Source organism: Streptomyces hoynatensis, assembly GCF_003626535.1.
GTDB classification, from domain to species: domain Bacteria; phylum Actinomycetota; class Actinomycetes; order Streptomycetales; family Streptomycetaceae; genus Streptomyces; species Streptomyces hoynatensis.
The window spans coordinates 1-20,530 of record NZ_RBAL01000039.1; the positions used below are offsets into that span (position 1 = coordinate 1).

Genomic DNA, 20,530 nt, shown 5'->3' on the forward strand with positions numbered 1-20,530 from the left:
AAACGAGGGATCGAGGTCGTGTGCCGGGACGGCTCGGCTACCTTTGCCGAGGCGATCCGCCGGGCACTACCCGACGCGGTTCAGGTCAGTGACCGCTGGCATCTGTGGCGCAACCTGTGCGACAAGGTCCTGGCCGAGGTTCGCGCCCACGCCCCGTGCTGGGCGACCATCAACCCGCCCCGGCCCGGCGGAGAGCATGAGCAGACCACCCGGGAACGCTGGCACAAAGTCCACACCCTCCTCGACTCCGGCGTCGGCTTACCCGACTGCTCCCGCAGACTGAACCTCGCCCTGAACACCGTCAAGCGCTACGCCCGCATTTCCGAACCGCCCGCCGATCGCATCGCCCCCCCGCCATCGGCCCACGCTGGTCGACCCCTACCGCGACCACCTGCGCCGACGCCGGTCCGAGAACCCGGCCGTCCCCGTCACCCACCTCCTTCGAGAGATCAGGGAACTGGGCTACACCGGCAGCGCCAACCTGCTCGTCCGCTACCTCAACCAAGGCCGCGCCGAAGGCGACCACCCCGTGACAACACCCCGCCGCCTCGCCCGACTCCTGCTCACCCACCCCGAGCACCTGCGGACCAAGGACGCAGACCTGCTCGGCCTCCTCACCGCGGCCTGCCCGGAGACGACCGCACTCACCCGACTCACCGGCGAGTTCGCCACACTCCTGACCCCGGCCCAGGCCAAGGACAGCAAACTCACCCACTGGATCACCACAGCCCGCGCCTGCGACCTGCCCCACCTGCACAGCTTCTGCAACGGCCTCGAACTCGACCGCGCAGCCCTGACCGCCGGCCTCACCCTGCCCTGGAGCAACGGCCGCACCGAAGGCCTCAACACCCGCACCAAGAAGATCATGCGCCAGATGCACGGCCGAGCAGGATTCGACCTCCTCCGTCACCGCATCCTGCTCCGATGACAAAGACCCACCGTCACCACCGACTACGGAACAGAGCCACTCATTGGACAGACCCCGCAACTGTCGCCGGTTGAATTGTGGGGTTGCGTGTGGCTGGCTGTTCAGCTAGGCCATTCCACCCGTGCGGGTTCACGGGCCACGGCGAGGGCGCCGTCGAAGTCGGCGAGGCGTTCGGCGAGGGTGGTGGTGGCGATGCGGACGGGGAGTGCTGCCGAGAATTTCAGGCCGCGGACCGCTCGTGGGTCGACGGTTGGCAGGGTGAGGGAGTCGGGGAGTTCAGCGCGGGCCGTTTTCCAGTCGGTAGAAGAGAGGTCCTGGCGGAGCCGGATGTGGGTGTCGGTCGGGCGTTGTACGGGGTCGGCGAGGTTGCCGAGGGAGGCAGCGAGGGTGGCGTTGGCTCGATAGCCAGCCCAGGTCCACCAGCGGGTGGCCTCGGCGTTGCGGACCAGCAGGGTGCCCGCTGGATGCACTTCGTAGGGTGCACGATCGGTGCGCAGTTCGGCGAGGGCTGCGGTGGCGCGTCGGGTGAGGCGGACGTCGGGGTCGGTGCCCAGGAGCACGTCGCGCATGGCGCGGGTGAGCGCGTATGACAGGCCGCGGGCTTCGCTGCCCTGAAATTTGGCGACGCCGCCTTCGTCGACGGGTTCGACGAAGGCGCGGCGTCGGGCCCAGTCGATGTAGGTGACCTGCCAGCTGCGTCCGGCCAGGAGCAGGCGACGCGGGCCTTGGCGCTCTTCGGTGAGGACGGTGAGATCGGTGGTGCCGATCTCAGTGCGCCCGGCGAGCACCGTGAACTCGGGGGGCGCGGTGAAGGAGGCAGTCAGTTCCGTGAAGTGGCGGCGGCCGAAGTGCTTCTCGGCTTCGGGGCCGATGAACAGCATGCCGCCGTCGCTGTCGAGGAAGCCTTGCGCGACCAGGTGGGTCAGGAGGGGGGTGGCGGAGCGGTCGAAGGGCGCGAGTCCGTTCCACTGTTCGGGCCAGAGCCTGTCGCCGACGCGGTGTTCCTGGAGGGCGATGGCGAGGAGCTGCTGGGCGACGAGATGGCGGGGGGAGGGAGGCGGGGTGACGGGTTCCACCCAGCCTCGGGCCCACAGGGTGAGCAGACCGGCGGCTTGGAGGAGGGCAGCGGGCCGGGTGGTGAGGAACAGGCAGTTGCGGGAGGTGTCCGCGCGACGCCCGGTGCGGCCGATGCGCTGCAGGAAGGAGGCCACCGTGCTCGGTGAGTCGATCTGGATGACACGGTCGAGGTCTCCGACGTCGATGCCGAGTTCCAGGGTCGAGGTGGAGACGATGACGCAGTCACGGGCTTCGGCAAAGGCTTGCTCGGAGCGTGTGCGTTCGTCGGTGGAGAGGGAGGCATGGGAGAGGAAAACGGTGACGTCGCGGGCTCGTAGCGCCGCACCGAGTTCTTCCACCTGCTTACGGGAGTCGCAGAAGACGAGTCGTTTCTCCCCCTTGTGCAGGGCAGAGATCACCTTCGCGGCGTTGGTGAGCGATCCCACGTAGTCGAGCTCCACCTCTCCCGCGGGGCGCGGCGGTGCGGAGTCGTCGGTGGCGGTGGGCAGGGTGACACCAGGGGCGACGACCTGGCCGGAGCGATGGCCGGGGTCGGCGCCTTGGAGCCAGGTGAGCAGGGCGCCGGGGTTGCCGACAGTGGCAGAGAGGCCGACGCGCTGGATGCGGCGGCCGGTCAGCTTTTCCAGACGTTCGAGTACGGCGAGCAGGTGCCAGCCACGGTCGTCCCCGGCGAAGGCATGCACTTCGTCGACTACCACGGCACGCACTCGGCCCAACAGGTGCGCATGATCGGTCTTGACGCTGATGAGCATCGCCTCAAGGGATTCGGGCGTGGTGAGGAGCACGTCGGGGGACTCGGTGCGGATGCGGCGGCGTGCTGACTCGGGAGTGTCGCCGTGCCAGAGGGCGGCTCGGCGGCCCAGCCACTGGACGTACCTGTCGACCCGGTGCGCCAGGTTGTTCAGCAGGGCTTTGAGCGGGGCCAGGTACAGCACCGAGGTGCCGGTCCAGTGCTGGTGGCGCATCGCGGACAGGAGGGGGAAGGTGGCGGCTTCCGTCTTGCCGCCTGCGGTCGGCGCGAGCAGTATCGCATCTTCGCCATCCATCAGCGGGTGCACGGCGGCCTTCTGCAGAGGACGTAGATCGGGCCAGCCAAGGGTGTTGATGATGTGGTGCAGGACAACCGGGTCGAGGCGTTCCACCGGGTCGGTGCCGTGCGGCTGGTCCTGCACGCGGGTGCCTCCTGCAGTGATCATCAGAGGTTGGAGTCCTCCGGGCTGTGGGGGACGCCCGGGCCCGGGGAAGTCGGGGACTTGGAAAATGGAGCCTTCAGAACTCGAGTTCGAGGTCGTCTGCCGAAACGGCTGGCGCTGATGCGGCGAGGTTCCGCTCAGTGGAGGTGAGTTCAACACCGCTCACCGTCAGCTTGTAGTGCGTACGCGGGTCGAAGTCATCGAACTGGTCGATCCGGTCCAGGACGTCACCGACCAGCTTCTTCAGATACAGGCGCGGCGCCACGCCGACTTTTCCCCCGAGCGCTCCGCCCACGGCTTTGGCCAGGTCGGTGAGGTAGACATCGTCGGCGAGCTGTTTGATCCGGTCGGGCGCCCGGGAGCCTTCGGCGTACAGGTCGCGGATGGTTGCGCCCAGGCGGGTCAGGGACTCCTCGGTGAATCCGGGCAGCCGGATCTGGACGGCCCGGGGGTTGTCGAAGCGGGGGTCGGTGGTGAAGTCGGTGGCCAGGCGCTGGGCAAGCGGTGCGAGCCGCTGCACGCCCTGCTGCCCATCGTAGAAGGCGGGGGTACCGGTGATGATCAGGTACAAGCCGGGGAAGCGGCCGGAGTGGACCTCGTCGATGAGCTGTCGCAGCGCGTTGAGGGCCTTGTCACGGGCGTCGGAGCGGACCCGCTGCAGCGTCTCCACCTCGTCCAAGACGAGGACGAGGCCGGAATGTCCGGCGTCCCTGAGGACAGTGAGCAGGCCCTGCAGGAAGCCGAACGCGCCGAAGTGGTCAAGATCGCCACGGACCCCCGCGCTACGGCGGGCGGACGCAGCGACATGCGGCTGGCCGCCGAGCCAAGCCATCAGCGCGGCGGCAGTGGCCTCGTCACCGGCGTCCAGGGACTGCTTGTAGCCGCGCAGGGCCGTGGCGAACGCAGGAGCATGTCGGGACACCTCCGCCAGGCGGGCGGTGAGCAGCTGGTCCACTGCCTGGGACAGGTCGCTCTCGTCCGCGCCGTCGGCGAGGGCGTCCTCTTCCAAGGCGTAGAACCAGGCGTCGGCGACCGGGCGCAGCGCGCTGGGCGGGAAACTCGCGGTCGTGAGACGTTCGGTGAGGCGCCGGTAGACGGTCTCCAGCTTGTGCAGCGGGGTCTCGGTCTCCGACACCTGCACCTCGGCCACGGCGAAGGTGCGGCGTTTGGCGCGTTCAGCGAGCCAACGGGTGAAGAAGGTCTTGCCGGAGCCGTACTCGCCGCGTACCGCCTTGAAAACCGAGCCGCCGGCGGCGACTGTGTCCAGTTCCTCATCGACGGCTCGCTCGAAGCGGTCGAGGCCGGTGGCGAGCAGATCCAATCCGATCTCGGGGACGGCGCCACGCCGCAGCGCGTCCACCACGGCGCGTCGCCGAATGGCGCCGACCGGTGATCCCGTACCGGGTGCTGAAGATCCGAACGCGTTCACCCGGCCAGTCTCCCATCCGGTCGTTCGCCCGGCCGCCGGCAATCGGGCCCGGCGGCCGGGGCGGTGCCGTGCCTCACAGCCCGAACTGGTCGATCAGCTGCGCCCGGTGCAGGCGCAGCGTGCGGTTGTCGGGCAGGATCTCCAGGATCTGGGCGCCGTCGTAGTTGAGGAGCTGAGCCAGGGTCGCGGCGAAGCCGGGCGCGCGGGTGGCCGGCTGGCCCGCGCGTTCGGCAAGCGCGGTCATCGTCAGCGTGCCCGCCTCGACCAAGGCGACCAGAGCCTTCGGTACCGCCTTACCCTGTGGCTTACGGGCCAGCAGTTCGAACTGTGCCTGGTACAGCTCGGTGGCCATGAGGCGTTCCACCAGGGCGGTGGCCGGGTCGCCACCTGGTCCGACGGCGGAGGTGGAGTCCTTCGGTGCGGGCGGGGCCGCCTGTTCCTCCCCGAAGAGCGCCAGGGCCGGCTCTGCCACGGCGGGTGTCTTCTTCGTCTGCTTGCGGCGCGGTCCTGCGCCGACGGCCTCGGTCCCGCCCTTGGCTCCGGAGGCGTCCGGCGTCGGAATGTCCATGCTTTCGGTGCTTTCGGTCCACCACGCGGGCGCTGGCTCCCCCAGCTCCCGCCAGCCCGTGGGCGGCTCGGCGCCGAACGGCAGCAGGGCGAGCAGCGGGATGGTGAACTCGGCGAGGGTGGCCCCGCCGTGGTAACCGGCCTTCATGGCCGTGTAGCGGGCGTCGTGGTCGCGCAGTGCGACGATCCGCGCGCCGGGCTCCGGCCAGACTACCCGAGGGCCGGACAGTTCGATCTCGGCCGGGGCAAGGGGACCGCCGGGCAAGCGGTGGCGAGCCGAGGCGACGCTGCCGGCGGGCGCATCGGCCTTACGGCCGCGCCGTTCGACCACATGCCCATGGTCGGAGGTGAGCAGCACGGTCATGCCGCCCGCTCGGGCTGCCCGCAGCAGCGGCTCCAGGCCGCCGATCTCCTTTACCCGCCATGAGCCGTCGCCGAGCTTTTGCTCCTTGCCGAGCCGGTCGTCGACAGTGTTGAGGACGACCGCGACGTGGGTGCGCTCGTCGGCGAGAGCTTCGGTGAGGGCAGTGGAGAACGGCGAGCCGGTGTCGGGGCCGCGCAGATCGTCCTTGTGGAAGATCACCGCCGGGGTCCCCTTCCAGCAGGGGTGCTCGGGGAAGAGCCGCTTCTCGTCACTTTGGTCGCCCTTCATCAGGGTGCCGGCGAACAGCGAGGTGCGCGAGACAGCGGTAAGGGTGGGCAGCGCCGCGGCCACCGCTCGCCGGGCCGGTGCCCCGGCAGGCTCCGGCAGGGGGTCGAACTCCGACCAGTGCGCGCGCAGTTCCTCACCGAGCTCGGCCGCTATCGCCGCGCTCATCCCGTCCACGAGCAGCAGCAGGACTCGGTGGCCGGGCGAGGCCACCACGGGAGCGACCACCCGTTCCAGGAAACTTTCCACAGTGAGCATGGCGCCGGGCACGGTGCCATCCGCTGTCCACACCGCGAGCCGCTCGGAGAACGCGTGGTCCAGGGCCCGGCGCTCGCTGCGTACCTGTTCGCCGATCCGGCTGTACGCGTCGGCGAGCACGCTGTCCGTGTCACCGCCGGCCTCCAGGTGTTCCAGGGCTCGGTCCACCCAGCCCAGTTCGCGGATCTGGCGGGCGATGCCCTCGGCCACGGAGAGGATCTCCCGGGTGGGACGGCTGGTGAGCCAGCGCCACAGCCGTGCCGCCATCCGCACCCGCTCGATGCGGGCAGGGGTGGTGTCGACAGAGGCCAGGGCGTGCTGGGCAAGCGCGGTGATGGCGTCGGCGATCTTCTGTGTGCCGCCTTCGGCGAGTGCGCGGCCGGCGGCGGTGAAGCGCGCGTCAAGTCCGGCCGCGAGCATGGGGCTGGCCGCGGCGGCACTCTGCGCCCCGAACTGGGTGACGAGCTGCGCGGCCCTGCTCAGCACCGGGTCGGAGAGCCGGTGCTCGCCCCGGTCGAGCAGCCCACGCACATACGCCTCGCCGCTCTCCGCGAAGGAGGCCAGGAGCCGGTCGAGGTCTTCGCCATGGGCGGGCGGCTGCTCACCCAGCCACCGCTCGGCGCGTCCGCGCGCCCGGTACAGCTCGTGGTCAGCGCCTGCGTGCCCCCACAGGGCGGCGCAGACCACCGCGTACGCAGCCGCGTCATGCCCGTGCCCGGCATCCACCAGGGCAGTGATGATCCGGCCGGTGGAGCCGGCCTGTTCGGGTTCGCCAAGGAAGGCGGAGAGGCCGATCCGTTCCGGTCCGCGCAGTTCGCGCAGCAGGTCGGGACCGCCGGGGGTGAGAGTCCAGCGGAACAGGGCGACGGCGTCGATACGTTCGCCATCGTCGTGCGTGACCGGTACCCCCAGCGCGTCGGTGTCCTGGCGACTCAGGCGCAGTCGACGCCTGGCCAGCCGGGTGAGGGCCTCGTCACGGGAGAGCAGCCCCCTGCCGAGCGAGGGCCAGCCACGGGTGGCCGCCGCGTCCATGAGCGCCTCGGCCGCCCAGCTCTCGCCGCGCAGCCGCCCGTCGATCCCGCGCGCGTCGAACGCCTCCCGCACAACCTCCCAGTTGTCGACCGACCGGATGCGGCCGCCGTAGACCCGCGCGAGCAGTCCAGGATCAAGATCGGTGTCCTCACAGTCGGTGAGGACGACAAGGACCCCGGGGTCGGGTGGGCTCGCCGCATCCAGATGGCCCAGGATCAGCTCGTGCACGGCCAGTACGGACGGCGCGACGGTCACCCGCGCCCGCAGCCCGCCCGCCGTGCGCTGCACGGCGGGAGCGTCCCAGTCGGGGGCGGCCCGCAGCAGCAGGACGCGGACCGCGCCGTCCCCGAGCCGGCTGCGGGCCGCCAGGTACTGGCGGACGGTCCCGGCCGACAGCCGGGCGGGACCTGCGGCCTGGGGGGTGGTGGTCGCTGCTTCGGCCATCAGTCGACGACCTTCCAGACGACCTCGACGACGGCGTCCGGGTGCGCGGCCGCGAGCGCCGCAATCTCCGCCTGGAGTTCGGCGGCGGCCCGGGCGGCGGTGGTCTGCCCGCCGCCGGAACGGGCGACGGAGCGCGAGCCGGTGCGCGGCCCCGGCTGCTGCGGCGGCTCCGGCAGCACCTGCGGATGGGCGGAGCCGCTGCCCAGGTCCACGCTCTCGGAGCTCGGCGCCGCCGAGCCGGTGGGTGTCTCGGGCGGCCGGGCCGGGGCCTGCCGGGACCTGAGGAGCGCCACCACTTCCCTGCCGCAGGTGCTCAGCACCCCGGGCAGGTCGGGATAGTCACCGGGGTCACCGGCTGCCGCCTCCCGCATCCGCGCCAGGACGGCTTCGCCCTCCACACCGGCGGTGGATGCCAGGCCCAGATGGTCCCAACTGGTGTTCTGTAGCGCGGTGGCCACCATCCCTGCGCTCTTCAGCGACATCCCGTACCGGTGCGCGGTGAAGTCGCCGAGGGCGAAGTGGGCGAGCCGGTCCACCACGGTCTTGGCGTCGATGCCCGCATCCATGACCTGCCTGACCAGCTCCTGAGCCTGCCGGGCCAGGACGAGCCGGGGCGAGTCGTCGGTCAGCCGCAGGAAGTCGCGGTGCTTCTCCAGTTCCGTGACCAGCCGCCCGGCGTCCTGGGCGAGCCCGCTCGCGGCCTGCCTGATCAGCCCCGCGAACTGATTGACGATCCGCCCGCGCCGCAGCTGCGGCGCCACGCCCCCGAACACCGTCTCGAACCTCTGCCGCGCCTGATCCCAGTCACTCTCGCCGGGCAGCTGCTGCTCACGCAGTGCGAAATCCGGCTTCAGCTCTTGCGGCGCGGGCGCGGGCTCAACGGGCACACCACCGCGCACCCACACCCGGTCGGTCATCTCCGCGTAGGCGGCGGCGAGCAGCCGCCGCAGCGGCTCGGGCAGTCCGCGCGGCTCGGGAAGGTCACTCCAGTCGGAGAGCCTGACCAGCGTCGGCTCGGCGACCCCATCCCGCCGGGCCTGACTGCTGAAGTGGTCGGCCCACAGGCTCGCCTGCCGGTAGTACGCCTCCCGCATCACACCGAGCCCGAGTCCGCCCGCAATGCGAGCCATGACCTTGCGGTCCTTGGCCTCGACCTCCACCTGTCCGTCGCGGTGCTCGGCAGCCCTTCGGACGTACCCGAACACGGTCCTGATATCGGCGGCCTTGACGGCCTTCCCGGTGCCCTCGGGGTCCAGGTCGGGGTGGGCGGGGAATTGGTGGGCGAGGAGCTTTCCGGCCAGCTCGCGCGCCGCGGCGTCCAGCTGCGCACCGAGCGGGAGCCGCAGATCGGCCACCTCCTGCTGGGCGACCAGATGGGTATCGAAGCTGAGGTCGACGACCCCTTCCTGCTTCTGCGCCAGCCCGTACGCCTGCCGCAGCGCCTGGTGGACCCGCTCGGTGAGGATGGCGAGCTGCGACTTCAGCATGCCCTTGGCGCGGGCCTTGTCGTCGGCGTTGAGACTGCGCGCGAAGTCGGAGTCGAAGCGGGCCTCGTCCGCGAGCGCCTTGTCGATGACCACGAGCCGCTCGAAGTCACCGCGCACGGCGTCGGTCAGATGCGTCGGCAGCCAGGCCAGGGTGCGGCACTCACCGCCCGGCCTCTCCCGCAGGGCGCGCAGCCGCTGCACGTCATCCATCGGCCCGAACTCGCCCTCGTCATAGGGAAAGTCGACAACGAGCCGCCAAGCGTCCTCCTGGCTGGGCCGCAGCGTCGACTCGGGGAGCGAGTCGGCCTCGGCGATGTTGCCGAAGACCACCTCGACCTGTCGCTCGGTGCCCTTCCATACCAGATCGAGCACGTCATACGGGTCGAAGCCACCAGGGCCGTCGCTGACGGCGAGCGCCTCCTTGAGCAACGCTCGCATCTTCGCCCGCCGGCTGGCCTGGTTGTTGTGCACCTGAGCGTTGGCGAGCACGGCATCCAGGTCGACGCCTGTGAGCTCCAGACGGACGACCGCGCCCGGACCGGTACCGACGACCTTGATTTCGGGGAAGGTCGCCGCCCATTCCTTGGCCTTCTGTTCCAGACGGCCGACCTCGGTGCCCGCGATGCGGGTGGTGATGGAGCCGTGGTTGAGGGCGTGCAGCCGCGCCAGGGTGAGATCGGCGAGCGCAGGCACGCTGGGTGCAAGCGCGGACAGCAGCAGGGTCTGCAGCAGTCGGCTGTCACCGGTGAAGTCACGGCAGCGAGCAGCGACTTGCGGATCGCCCAGACTCGCCGGATCACGCCGGTACGCCTCGACCTGGTCCTCGGTGACCTGATTGGTCTTGAGGAGGTACGGGCGGAGCTTGTCGCGGTACAGCTTGTCGGCGGCCTCGAAGTGCACATGGGTCTCGCCGCTGAACGCCTTGTCACCGCCACCCGCGATCGCCGGGTACAGATCGCCCAGTGGCACCAGCTGACCCAGCCGCCAGTCGTCCCGGTGATCGACGAGCAGCTGGCTCATCAGCTTCAGACCGGTACGGGAGCGCTGCAGCGCCGAGGAGATGTGCACCAGCGTGTCCATGAACGCCGGCGGGAACGGATACGTCTTGCGGAAGGCCTCCTCGTCCGCTCCGGTGGTGGACTTGTCGTGCCCGAGCAGGGTGTCCCAGATGTCCGGCCCGAGCTTCTTGGCCTCGGCGAACGCGGTTTCCACCTTCGCCTCGGCCTCGGCGTCGACGGGCCTGAGTACGCGGGCCCGGGCGATCTGCGGCAGGTTGCGGTCCTCGAGGACGATCTTGTCGAAGCGTCCGCCGCTGAGCTTCAGGCTGTCCTGCACGGCCGCCTCCGCGGCCCCCGACATCTCCTCGCCGACCAGCTCCCGCAGATCACGCTGGCGGGCGATGAACGACACCACCGGGATGGCACGTCGCTCGTCGCCGCCCTCCACGAAGTTCGTGATCTTGTCTGCCTCACGGGAGACGAACTTCTGGTCGTGGATCCGCGAGGCGAGCCACAGGATCAGCTCGTCCATGAACAGGACGAGCCCGTCGTAGCTGAGCGCCTTGGCGTGCGCGGCGATGATGCCGAGCCCCCTGTCCAACGAGACGAACCCGTCGGCATCCTCGGAGGCGCCCCGCGCGAACGACGGGAACAGCGTCTGGGTCAGGTCCTGGACGAGACGGGCCCGCAGCTCGCGCGGCGTGGAGGGGTTGTCCAGGTCGAGCTGCTTGGTGTTCTCATGCTCCTCGGGCGCGTTCACCGCCGCATCGAGCAGCTCGGTCGTCCAGGTGAAGGATTCGCCCCACTCGTCCTCCAGTCCCTCCCCCGCATCCGCGAGCTGCTCAATCACCCAGCCGTCGCCGTTACGCCGACGGAGCTGGCCGAAATCCTCGAAGAGCCCCTCGGTCAGATAGACCTGCGGCAGCGGGCACCTCGGGTGCAGCTTGCGCACATGCTCCACGTACCGGCCGAGCACGCGCTGTTCCAGGGACTTGGCCCCCAGCATGTGGTACGGCACCAGCAGGAACCTGCGGTCGCCCGCATCCAGCCAGGAATGCTGGGCGCGCACCGGGTCCAGCTCGGCGCGCGCCCGGGCGGCCGGATTGCCCGACAGCAGGGCGTACAGCACCGCCATGAAGTGCGATTTACCGGAACCGAACGAGCCGTGCAGGTAGGCCGCTTTCGAGGAGTGGCTGTCCAGCGCCGACTTGATCAGATCCAGCGCCTCGCCGAAGTTGCCTACGAGCCGGTCGGTGACCACGTACTCCTTCAGCGCCGCCTCGGCGCCCTCGGGGGTAACCGCCTCGCTCAGCTTCAGCACGAAGTCGGAGGTGGACACCGACTCCGGGATGTCGATCAGCTCGCGCAGCAGCGGACGGTCCTCGGGGCGAGGGGTGTTCCTGCTCATGAACGCCATGGTGTGTGTCTACTCCTCGCCCTCATCAGTCGGACTCGGCGGGGGTGCCGAACTTCGCCGGGATGTCGTCAGCCGAGGACTGCGCGACGGCGGTCTTCTTGGACGCTGTGGCCTTCTTCGCACCACCGCGCCCGCGCGTGGCGGCTGCGGGGCGCCAGGCGCGCAGGGCGTCGTCGGTCAGCCCGAGCTCGCCCTGCTTCTGCTGCCGGAACGCCAGGATCTCGGCGGCCGGCGAAGCCCCGAACTCAGGGTCGTACTTGCCGTACCACTGATCCAGCCAGGGTTGCAGCTCCAGCAGGCCCGCCAGATACGGCACGATCTCCTCCTCCCCGAGCCCGGCCTGCTGCACGTACGAGGCGAGAGCAAGCGCCTGCTCCAGATGGTCCCAGCCAGCCCACCCGTACAGCTCGGGCGACTGCACGTTGGCCGTGCCGTACGACACGAAGCGCTCCTTGGGGACATCAAGCTTGCCTCGGGCGCGCCAGTAACTCGGCTTCAGGAAGTCGGCGGCGATGTACTTAGGCGGCACCGGCGTCCGCTCGCGGATCTTCCGCTTGGCGGGCTCGTCCGGCGCGACGTCCTCCTCTCGCTGCAGCTCCCACACGTGCTCCCAGTCTGCGCGCTTCTTCAGCCCGGCCGGCTTGTAGCGCAGTGCGGAGACGAACGGGACGTGCTCTTCGGAGAGCAACTCGCGGACGATCTTGGCCAGGTCCTGCCGGGGCGCATACAGCTCGGCGACGGCGGTGAAGTCCTCGTCGGTGGACAGGCTCTCCGCGAGCCGGGCGAGGGTGGTGATGGTCGGGTTGCCCTGCTCGTCGAACCAGTACGAGCGGTCCTCGATCCGGTCGAGCAGCCAGGACCTGAGCGCCTTGTGCCGCATGGCGTCCCAGCCCTCGGTCGCCCAGCGCCGCTTATACTCGGGCCGCTCGATCATCCCGATGGCGCGGTTGGACTCGATCGCGTCGATCCGCTTCTGCACGAGCGCGCGGTACTCGACTGGCCAGTGCTTGGGGATCTCAGTGATCGGTGTGGACCCGTGCCGCTTGAACCACTCATCGCTGACTTCGCCAGCCTTCACCCCACGCGCGAGCACGATCTCGAAGGCCCGCTCACCGAGGGCGAGTTCGGGCACGGAATCGGGGTCCGGCAGGCGCAGGTCCTCAGAGTGCAGGTTGTAGAGGGAGTAGACGTGCCAGTCCAGCTCCTCCTGGAGCGCGATCATGCGAGCGCGGGTGGACCGGTAGCGGGCCTCGGCCTCTCGGAGGGCGGCTGCGGTGGGCGTGGCACTCACGCACAAGGTTGCTGGGGTGTTTTTCTGAAGATCATCGATAAGCCGTGCGGGAGAATCCCCCAATTCACCTGGGCGATCGCGCGGAATTGGGAAATCGGCTAGGTTCGTGCTATTGAATTCGTAGAACTTCTCCCATTCTTCGCTTGCGACGCCTCCGCCGATTCCGCCGTGCCCCTTGTCGTGGCATACCTGCTTCAGCCAGAAGCAGGCGACCGAACTGTTAAGGAGGGAGAGGAGTTGATGTGTTTCATTCTGACTCCACTCCTCTCGCGGTTCAAGGATTAGCGCGGAGTGCTGGAACACGTCACGCGGCCTACTGAGGGCAAAGTGGTTGTGAGTGGCTACGAAAGCGACAGCGATTGCCGGGTTGACCCGGTATCGCGACTTGAAGAACATGGAGTACTCGAACCAGGTCAGACCACGATCGACCTGCGTCTTCCCGAAGGCGGTGCGCTCACGGAGGACTCGGCGTGTAGGCCATAGGGTCCTATTTACCGCAAGGGGTGCAGTGGCGCTCAGATCTTTCTCCGAGTATGGCCACACGGATTCGATCGGCTCATTGATGATGTAGTCGCGCAGCGCGGTTCCCTCGACCAGTGGGCGCCGTTGCTCTTCAGGGATATTATGTCGCCGAAGATACCCGCGACCAAGCATGAAAGCGCTATCTTCCCGGGTCACCGCGCTTGCGCCGATGCTTTTAGCTAGTCGTGAGAGTTTCACCTTGCTGTTCTTGTGAATCTGATCGACAAGCTCTTGGCCGCCAGCCGCAAGGGCCCAAGGGTGGGTCGCGAAAAATTGATCTCGATCCAGATCATCGACAGCGATCCAACTGTCTAGCCATCCCGGAATATCGATATGCTGCACGATCGATTTCCAGACGAACCCCTCACTTGCTTGTGCGGGGACGGAAGGTTCGCCACGTACACTCCGAACTGAGCGGATTGTTGTAGAGCGGCCGCTGCCAGCACGGGGGCGTCCTACAAGAACCACTGTTGGGGTCCCATGTCCTGGGATATGGGACCCCGACGTGTCGATGACCTCGGAGAGTTCGACCTTGTGTGCGAAGAACTCCTCGACGAGCTTTGTGCCAAACTCCCGCTTCATGAATGAGTTCGCCGTGATCTGCCCGACCATGCCGTATCCCTCGCCGTCGGCCCCGCCCCGCTTGGCAAGTTCGAAGAATCGCTGAGCGAAGGGCACGGACAGCGCGTAGGTACCGGCGCACGCGTCATACAGCTCCCGATACAGCTGGTTCAGCTTCTTGTCTTTAACCGTGATGTATGGCGGGTTGCCGACCACCACGTGGTATCGCCCCGGCTCCAGGATCCGATCGTAGTCGTGCAAGTCCTCCGTCACGTACGAGAATTCGGCCAGCGGGTCACCGGCCTGCTGCCTCTCCCCAAGGCCCAGCTGCAGCTCCAGCTCCAATTGCCGGTCCTTGATGAGCGAATCGCCGACCGCCAACTGGATGGGCCACTCATACGCCTGCGCGCCTGCGAAGGTCGTGATACCGCTCGCGGCCATCGCCGCGACCAGGAGCCGGAAGCGGGCCACCGCGACCGCGAACGGGTTGAGGTCCACCCCATGCACCGATTCCAGTGCCGCCCGCACCCGCTCGTACGGCCCCACCTCGGGCCGCTGCTCGGCCCACAGCCGTACCAGCCGTCGAAATGCGCCGAGGACGAAGTGCCCGGACCCGCAGGTCGGGTCGATCATCTTCAGCTCCTCGAAGCCGAACTCCCGCACCGCCGGCGTCATCGTTCGGTCGAGGATGAACTCCTCCACGAACTCCGGCGTCTGCAGCAGCGCGTACGTCTTGCGGGCGGCCTCGCTGAGGTCCTGGTACAGGTCCCCGAGGAACCGCGTATCCCAGCCCTCCGTGCCGTCCTCACTGAGGGGGTCGCGGAAGTCGTGCACGAGGACCGCGTCACTGACGGGCTCGTCACTGCCGCCCGAGTCGTGGACTCGTTGCTCCCGCCAGAACGCCAGCAGCGCGCCGGCCCCGTCGTGCGAGAGCGGGATCTGGAACAGGGGGTTGTGGTCGGGGTCGAACAGCAGCCTCCCAGCCTGCCCTGCGCCCAACTCGGCGAAGGCGGCCTCCAACCACCCCCGGTAGGTCGGGTCGGCGTCCCTCTCCAGGTACTCCTCGTACCGGGCCTGTGCGATCTCCCGCCCGGCCACGTTGGGGGCGGTGATGTAGGGCTCGGGGATCAGCCCGTTGTCCTCGCTGAACCGGACGAAGACCGTGCCGAGCACCCAGGCCACCGCTACCTGGGTGACCCGGTCGCCGAGCCACGCATTCCAGGTCGCCGCCGTACGTCCCAGCTTCCGAGCCTGGTCGTACTCGCCCCGCAACCGTGCGGCTACGTCGGGGAGTGCCTTGACCTGCTGTTCAAGGTCGTTCTCCGCTGCCTTGACCTGCTTCTGCAGATCGGCGAGGAGGCTTTTGCGGTCGATCACGGACGGCTCCTGTGGGAGAAGTGGAGACGAAACAGAAAGCTAAGGCTCTCGGATTGTGGAGAGGTGGCAAAGGGCGGTTCAAATGGCTCGGCTGTCCGACACCAGATGCCTGCGCGCCACCCACGCGTCCGGCACGACGATCCACTCGTCGAACCCGGCCTGGTACGGCACGCTCTGTCCGGCAAGTCGCGGTGCCCGCGCCGGGTCGGATTGCACGACGAGCAGCCACAGTGCTCTGCCGCCCTGCCGTGCCTCCTCCGCGAGCCGCCCGAGCAGGTCGAATGCGTCGTACCGGGCGAGGACCGCGGTGTCGGTGAGCAGCAGCGGGCCGTCGTCACGTCGGGCAGTCAGCCGTTCCCGCAGTTCCGGCTCGAGGCGCCCCCACGCCTTGTCGGTGCGGATGCGCAGCTGTTGGTGGGCCCGGCTGCCGGTCTCCGCGGCGTCTGCCTTCAGCACGGTCTCCCATGTCGGTCGGGCCGCCTCGCCCACCACGCCTCGTAGTTCAGCGAGGAACAGTCCGGTCAGCGACAGAGGCTGTGCCCCGTACGGTGCCTCGGTCAGCAGCCGCACCGCCTCTTCGGCCCGGCGCTGCGGCACGGTCAACACCCGGAAGCCGTCCTGCCGTGCCGAGTGCGCAAGGCGCTGCTCGGCCTTGACGGCGGCGGCGACCGCGGTGTCTTCGTCGTACCGGGTCGGTACAGACCGTCTTGCCGCGGAGGCACCCCAGCTCGCCGAGGTCAGACCGGCGGTTGCGTTCCCGGCAGGGCGGTCCGGGACCAGCCGCAGCACACCGTCGTAGCGGGTGGCCAGCTTCAGCTCGAAGCCGGCCTGCCTCAGGTCGCGCACCAGGGCGCTGCCGGTGGGCAGCTCGCGCGGAGCCAGCGGGTCGGTGCCCAGCTCGGGGAAGCGGGTCGTGACCCGCTTGTGCAGGGCATCCACCGTCAGGCCCGGCTGCCGGTCCTCCTCGATACCGGGCTGCACCGCAACGACACCGGCCTGGGTGATGCGCAGCGCGCGCACCAGGCCCAGGTCACGCGGATAGATCTCCAGACGCGGGGTGAGTGCGGCCAGGGTGGATGCGGCGACCGCGATCTCGGCGGTGCGCCGCTCGTCCCAGCCCAGGCTGCCGGGCGGTCGGCGCACCGCGTCCAGATCGGTGAGGACCGTGCTGGCGGTCGGCAACGACTCCAGCGCCGCCAGCTTGTCGGCCCGGGCGCCCAGAGCCAGCGCGTACGCCTGAAGAGCGGGCTGGGTCGGAGTGTCCGGACCGTCGACGCCCTCCCGGACATCCAGGGCGAACAGCCCGAGGACCGGGTCGGCGCCCTGCGGCATCCGGGCGTGAAAGTAGCGAAAGAGCTGCGGAGTTTCGTTGTCGTAGCTCTCCCGCTCGACCACCGCGCGCAGGACGGACAGGGCGAGCGCCCGCCGGTCACGCCGCTCCGCGAGCTGGGTACCCCGCCGGGCGATCAGCGCGTCGGCGAGTTCGACGGCCGGGACCACCCGGCCGCGCTCGGCGAGCAACTCCACTACTTGTTCGCGCAGCAGTCCCAGGGCCGGGTCGTTGAACCAGCGCTCACGGGCCTTCTTCACCATGTGCGGGATACGGCCTGCGGTCAGCCCCAGGGCCTCGGCGACGTCCCGCTGCCGCACCCAGGGCAGACTGTCCGGCAGTACACCCTCCTCGTTCGGCAGGCGCAGCAACAGGCGGATCGCCTCCCGCTCCGTGGCGTTGGACCGGGCGTTGCCGCTGGACGGTTTGGGCACCAGGCGAGAGGCAAGCGCGTCCAGGCTCAGTCGCCCAAGTACCAACGGATCGCGCACGTCCTCGCCCGCAGAGGCAACGGAGTCGGCGACCGCCCGCTCCAGTTCCGAAAGTTCCTGGCCGGCCGCCTTCCGGGCCTCCGGGCTCAGTGGCGCTGGGGTCGCCTTGCCCAGGCGGGCGTTCCACTCCTTCTGCCGGCGCTGGATCTCCTCCCGGGTGCGCGAGCCCATGCCCGGCGCGGTGAGGAACTTTCGCGTCGAGTACTCCAGGACGTCCCCGACGGTGTTCAGCCCCATCGCAAACAGCTGCGACTGTGCAGAGAGCGTCAGGCCGGCCACCGACAGCGGCGTGCTTCGATCGGCGCGCTCGGCTTGCTGATTGCGAACCTGCTCGGCCAGGGCATCGTCGTCCTCGCGTCCGATCCGCGGCTCCGCGGCCGCGTCCGGTCCCGACGCCACGGGGGACGAGTCCCCGGCGTTCCTCGCGCCGCGCCCGGCCTTCTCACCATGGCCGCTGCTCGGCGCCGTCGTGCGCTGCGCATCCAGGAAGATGCGCTGCCAGGCCCGCTCCATCGGCTTCAGGTCCGGGAAGCGGTCCTTCACATCTCTTGCCAGCGCCTTGCGGAAGAAGGCCACCAGGCCCTCCCGGACAGCGGGCTCAAAGGCATCGGCGGCGATCTGCGGGTACGGCCACTTCTTCGGGTCCGTCTGTCGGGCGGTGACCGAGCCGTCGCCCCAGCGGGGCAGCTCGTTCGACGCCATCTCGTGCAGCGTCACCGCCAGCGCGTACCGCTCGGCGTGCCCGTCGTACGAGCCGCGCGTGACGATCCCCAGGAAGGGGTCGAGATAACCCTCGGTACCGGCCTCGATCTCCGTGGCCGGGTACCCGGCGAGTGAGAAGTCGATCAGCACCAGCTGTCGGGTGCCATTGGGGCGGATCCGGATAGCGATGTTGTCCGGCTTGAGGTCCCGGTGCCAGATCCCCTCGGCCTCCAGGTGCTCCACCGCACCGAACAGGTATATCCCGTACGCCTCCAGCTGATCCATGCCGAGGCGGCCGTTGTCCCGCAGCTGGCGCGCGACGGTGTCCTCACGGCGGCGCGGCCCTTTGCCGCCACCGCCGGCACCTGCGTCCTGGTCCTTCGGCTCCCGAGTGTCGCCCACGTACTCCAGGACCAGGCACCGGCGGCCGGCGAGGGTGAGCGGCTCCGGCTCGTACAGCGAGATGATGCTGGAATCCCGGTGGATACGGCCCAGGACCGCAGCCTCCCGGTCCAGGATCGCGTGCTTGGCCTCGCTCAGCGCCACCTTCAGCACCGCCACCGGCAAAGCCCCGCTCCGCCGGGGCTCGCCCTCCAGATCCCGCACCAGGAATGCGCGCGACGTCGAGCCAGTACCGAGACGGCGCACGATCTCCCAGCGGCCGGCCAGCACATCCCCGGCTACCGCCTCAAGCGGATCCTTCTCCGGCTCCTGCTGGTCGCCGCCGGATGCCGGACCGCTGTCACCGGCCCCGCTTCCATTCCCGCCGCCGGGCTCCGCCTCATCCGCTGTGGGCTCGTCGGCGAACGCCTCCTCGACGTACTCCAGCATCTCCAGGAAGTCGTCGACCGTGGACAGCCGCCGGCCCGGCTCGTATGCGGTGGACGCTTCCACCAGATCGTCGATGTCCGGGTGCAGGCCGTCGACCAGTGCGCTGGGGCGCAGACTCCCGCCGGCCTCCAAGTGCGCCAGCACCTCGTTCTGACTCGCGCCCGGGGCCTGTCCGGTGACCAGCAGATACGTGAGCACGCCCAGCCCATAGACATCCAGACGCACCGGATCGGCCTTCGGAAGGCGCAGCTCAGGAGCCAGATAGGGATCGGCCTGCTCCGAGACGTGGGAGCCGGACAGATGGGTGGGCGCCAAGGTCAGCGGCCGGCCGTTGCTGGCGCTGTGGCCGCTGGCGATCTGCCAGTCCGCGATCTGCAGCCACGGCCGCAGCCAGCGCTGCTCCTCGCCGAGCTCCCGCCCGCGCGGGCCGCGGTCGCGTGGCACGACATGCACCGCATGCGCCGACAGCGTGCGATGGTGAACCCGCCGGGAGTGCGCGGAGCGCACCGTTTCAGCGAGCTGGCGCACCAGAGCGAGTCGGCCCTCGAGATCCAGCCGCTGCCCGTGCTCGACCAGGTAGTCGTCCAGGCGCAGGGTCTCGGGGTGGTAGTCGAAGAGGATCGCCGGGCCGGCCGGATGTCCCGACGGCAGATATGTCTTCAGCTGCACCGCGCCCGGGTGCCGGAACCGGCTGAGCACCATGGCCTCACGGGCGGCGGCCCGCTCCACCGAACGGCGCTCGTCATCGGAAGCGCCCCGCTCGCTGAGGAAGATCCGGACCCGCGCCAGATCGTGCAGCTGGGAGTGACGGCCCAGGTGGTCGGCCCAGGTGGGCCCGAAGTCGAAGGCCTTGGCGTCGAGCAGATAGCCGCCGACCTCGTACTGTCGGCGAATCGGTGCGATACCCAGTCTCTTCAGCGCGGCGCCGACCTGGCGGGACGTCTCCGCCGTGATCCGGTGTCGGGCGTCGGACGGCGGATCGGCCAGCATCTCGACCAGCTGCTTGACCGTGAACACGCCGTTCATATCGGCGGCCGGCAGCGTCACCCGTAGCTTGTCATCGGTGAAGCAGACCGCCTCACCCACCCAGATCCTCTTACGGGCTCCTGGACCGCGGGAGCTGCCGTTGATCAGCCCTGACAGCTCCTTGGCCTTGCGGTTCGCCAGATGCAGCGGATTCCCGTGCCGACGCATGGTCCCGCCAGGCGTGGTCTGCACCCAGTCGTTGCCGCCGCCGTGCACCGAGCCGTGCCAGTCCTTCAACTCGATCAGGAACACCCCGGCTGGTGCCGTCACCAGAAGATCGACCTCGCGCACGTGACCGCTGGCCGCGGTGAACGTGAAATTCGACCAGGCGCGCCACGGCTCCTCATCCGGCAGACGCCGACGGATCGCTTCGAGACCGCGGCGCTCGTGCTCGTACTCGGATTCGGTGACCGCCGTCCACCGGCCTTCCCCCATGCCGCTCTCCGTCTGTGTCCGCTGTTGCGCGCACGCCCGCAGCCTTCCTGTCGACGAACCAGGAAGCCCGGCCGAACCCTCGCAAAGAATCCTAAAGGGCGGGACTGACAACGAGCAGAGGATCAGCTCGCCAGGACACAGGGCTCGCAGGTCCTGGCGGGATCTCGCGGACGGGAGGGGGTTACGTCACGGGCGGATCCGGCCAAGGGGCCCAGAGCGACACAGCGGTCGGCGCGCCTCCTACCCTGCGGCGCTCCGGGCACCGCTGCCTGGATGTCCTGCCGAACGCCATGCGGCCCCGACCCATCGATTTTCCCAGCCCTCCGTTGACAGAGGCTGGCCCGGGTGCTGCACGCAGGCCGCGCACAGGGCCAGTGAAGGTACTGCTCAGCGAGAGGAACTTCAGGAGCCCCGTGCGGATCTCCCAGCTCGTCGAAGCGATCCCGCGCCTGTCGCCAGGCCACCTCGGCCTCTTCCTCCCCGCC

Annotated in this window: 6 protein-coding genes and 1 pseudogene; 1 reads left to right on the top strand and 6 read right to left on the bottom strand. The window is 69.3% G+C overall.

The window, feature by feature from the left end; translation table 11 throughout:
* Positions 1–928: pseudogene (locus D7294_RS34090) on the top strand (ISL3 family transposase); the annotation flags it as partial.
* A gap of 101 nt (positions 929–1,029) precedes the next feature.
* On the opposite strand, the gene D7294_RS31145 reads toward D7294_RS34090, so the two are convergent.
* The 6 genes from D7294_RS31145 to pglW form a co-directional block, all read right to left on the bottom strand.
* Positions 1,030–3,201, bottom strand: a complete 2,172-nt coding sequence (locus D7294_RS31145; protein ID WP_120685181.1) for a DEAD/DEAH box helicase — start codon at positions 3,199–3,201, stop codon at positions 1,030–1,032.
* Positions 3,202–3,274: 73 nt separating this feature from the next.
* On the bottom strand, positions 3,275–4,627 hold the full coding sequence (gene brxD, locus D7294_RS31150) for a BREX system ATP-binding protein BrxD (protein ID WP_120685182.1): 1,353 nt from the start codon (positions 4,625–4,627) through the stop codon (positions 3,275–3,277).
* Positions 4,628–4,700: 73 nt separating this feature from the next.
* Positions 4,701–7,577 (bottom strand): BREX-2 system phosphatase PglZ, encoded by a 2,877-nt coding sequence (gene pglZ / locus D7294_RS31155; RefSeq protein WP_120685183.1) that lies wholly within the window; start codon positions 7,575–7,577, stop codon positions 4,701–4,703.
* Entirely contained in the window at positions 7,577–11,479 is a 3,903-nt protein-coding gene (pglY, locus tag D7294_RS31160) for a BREX-2 system ATPase PglY (protein WP_120685184.1), read from the bottom strand. Before pglY ends, pglZ begins: the two co-directional genes overlap by 1 nt.
* Before the next feature lie 25 nt (positions 11,480–11,504).
* Positions 11,505–15,230: a BREX-2 system adenine-specific DNA-methyltransferase PglX gene (pglX, locus tag D7294_RS31165; RefSeq protein ID WP_120685185.1), complete on the bottom strand. Its 3,726-nt coding sequence runs from the start codon at positions 15,228–15,230 to the stop codon at positions 11,505–11,507.
* A gap of 78 nt (positions 15,231–15,308) precedes the next feature.
* Positions 15,309–20,045: a BREX system serine/threonine kinase PglW gene (gene pglW / locus D7294_RS31170; protein WP_120685186.1), complete on the bottom strand. Its 4,737-nt coding sequence runs from the start codon at positions 20,043–20,045 to the stop codon at positions 15,309–15,311.
* Positions 20,046–20,530 lie beyond the last annotated feature (485 nt).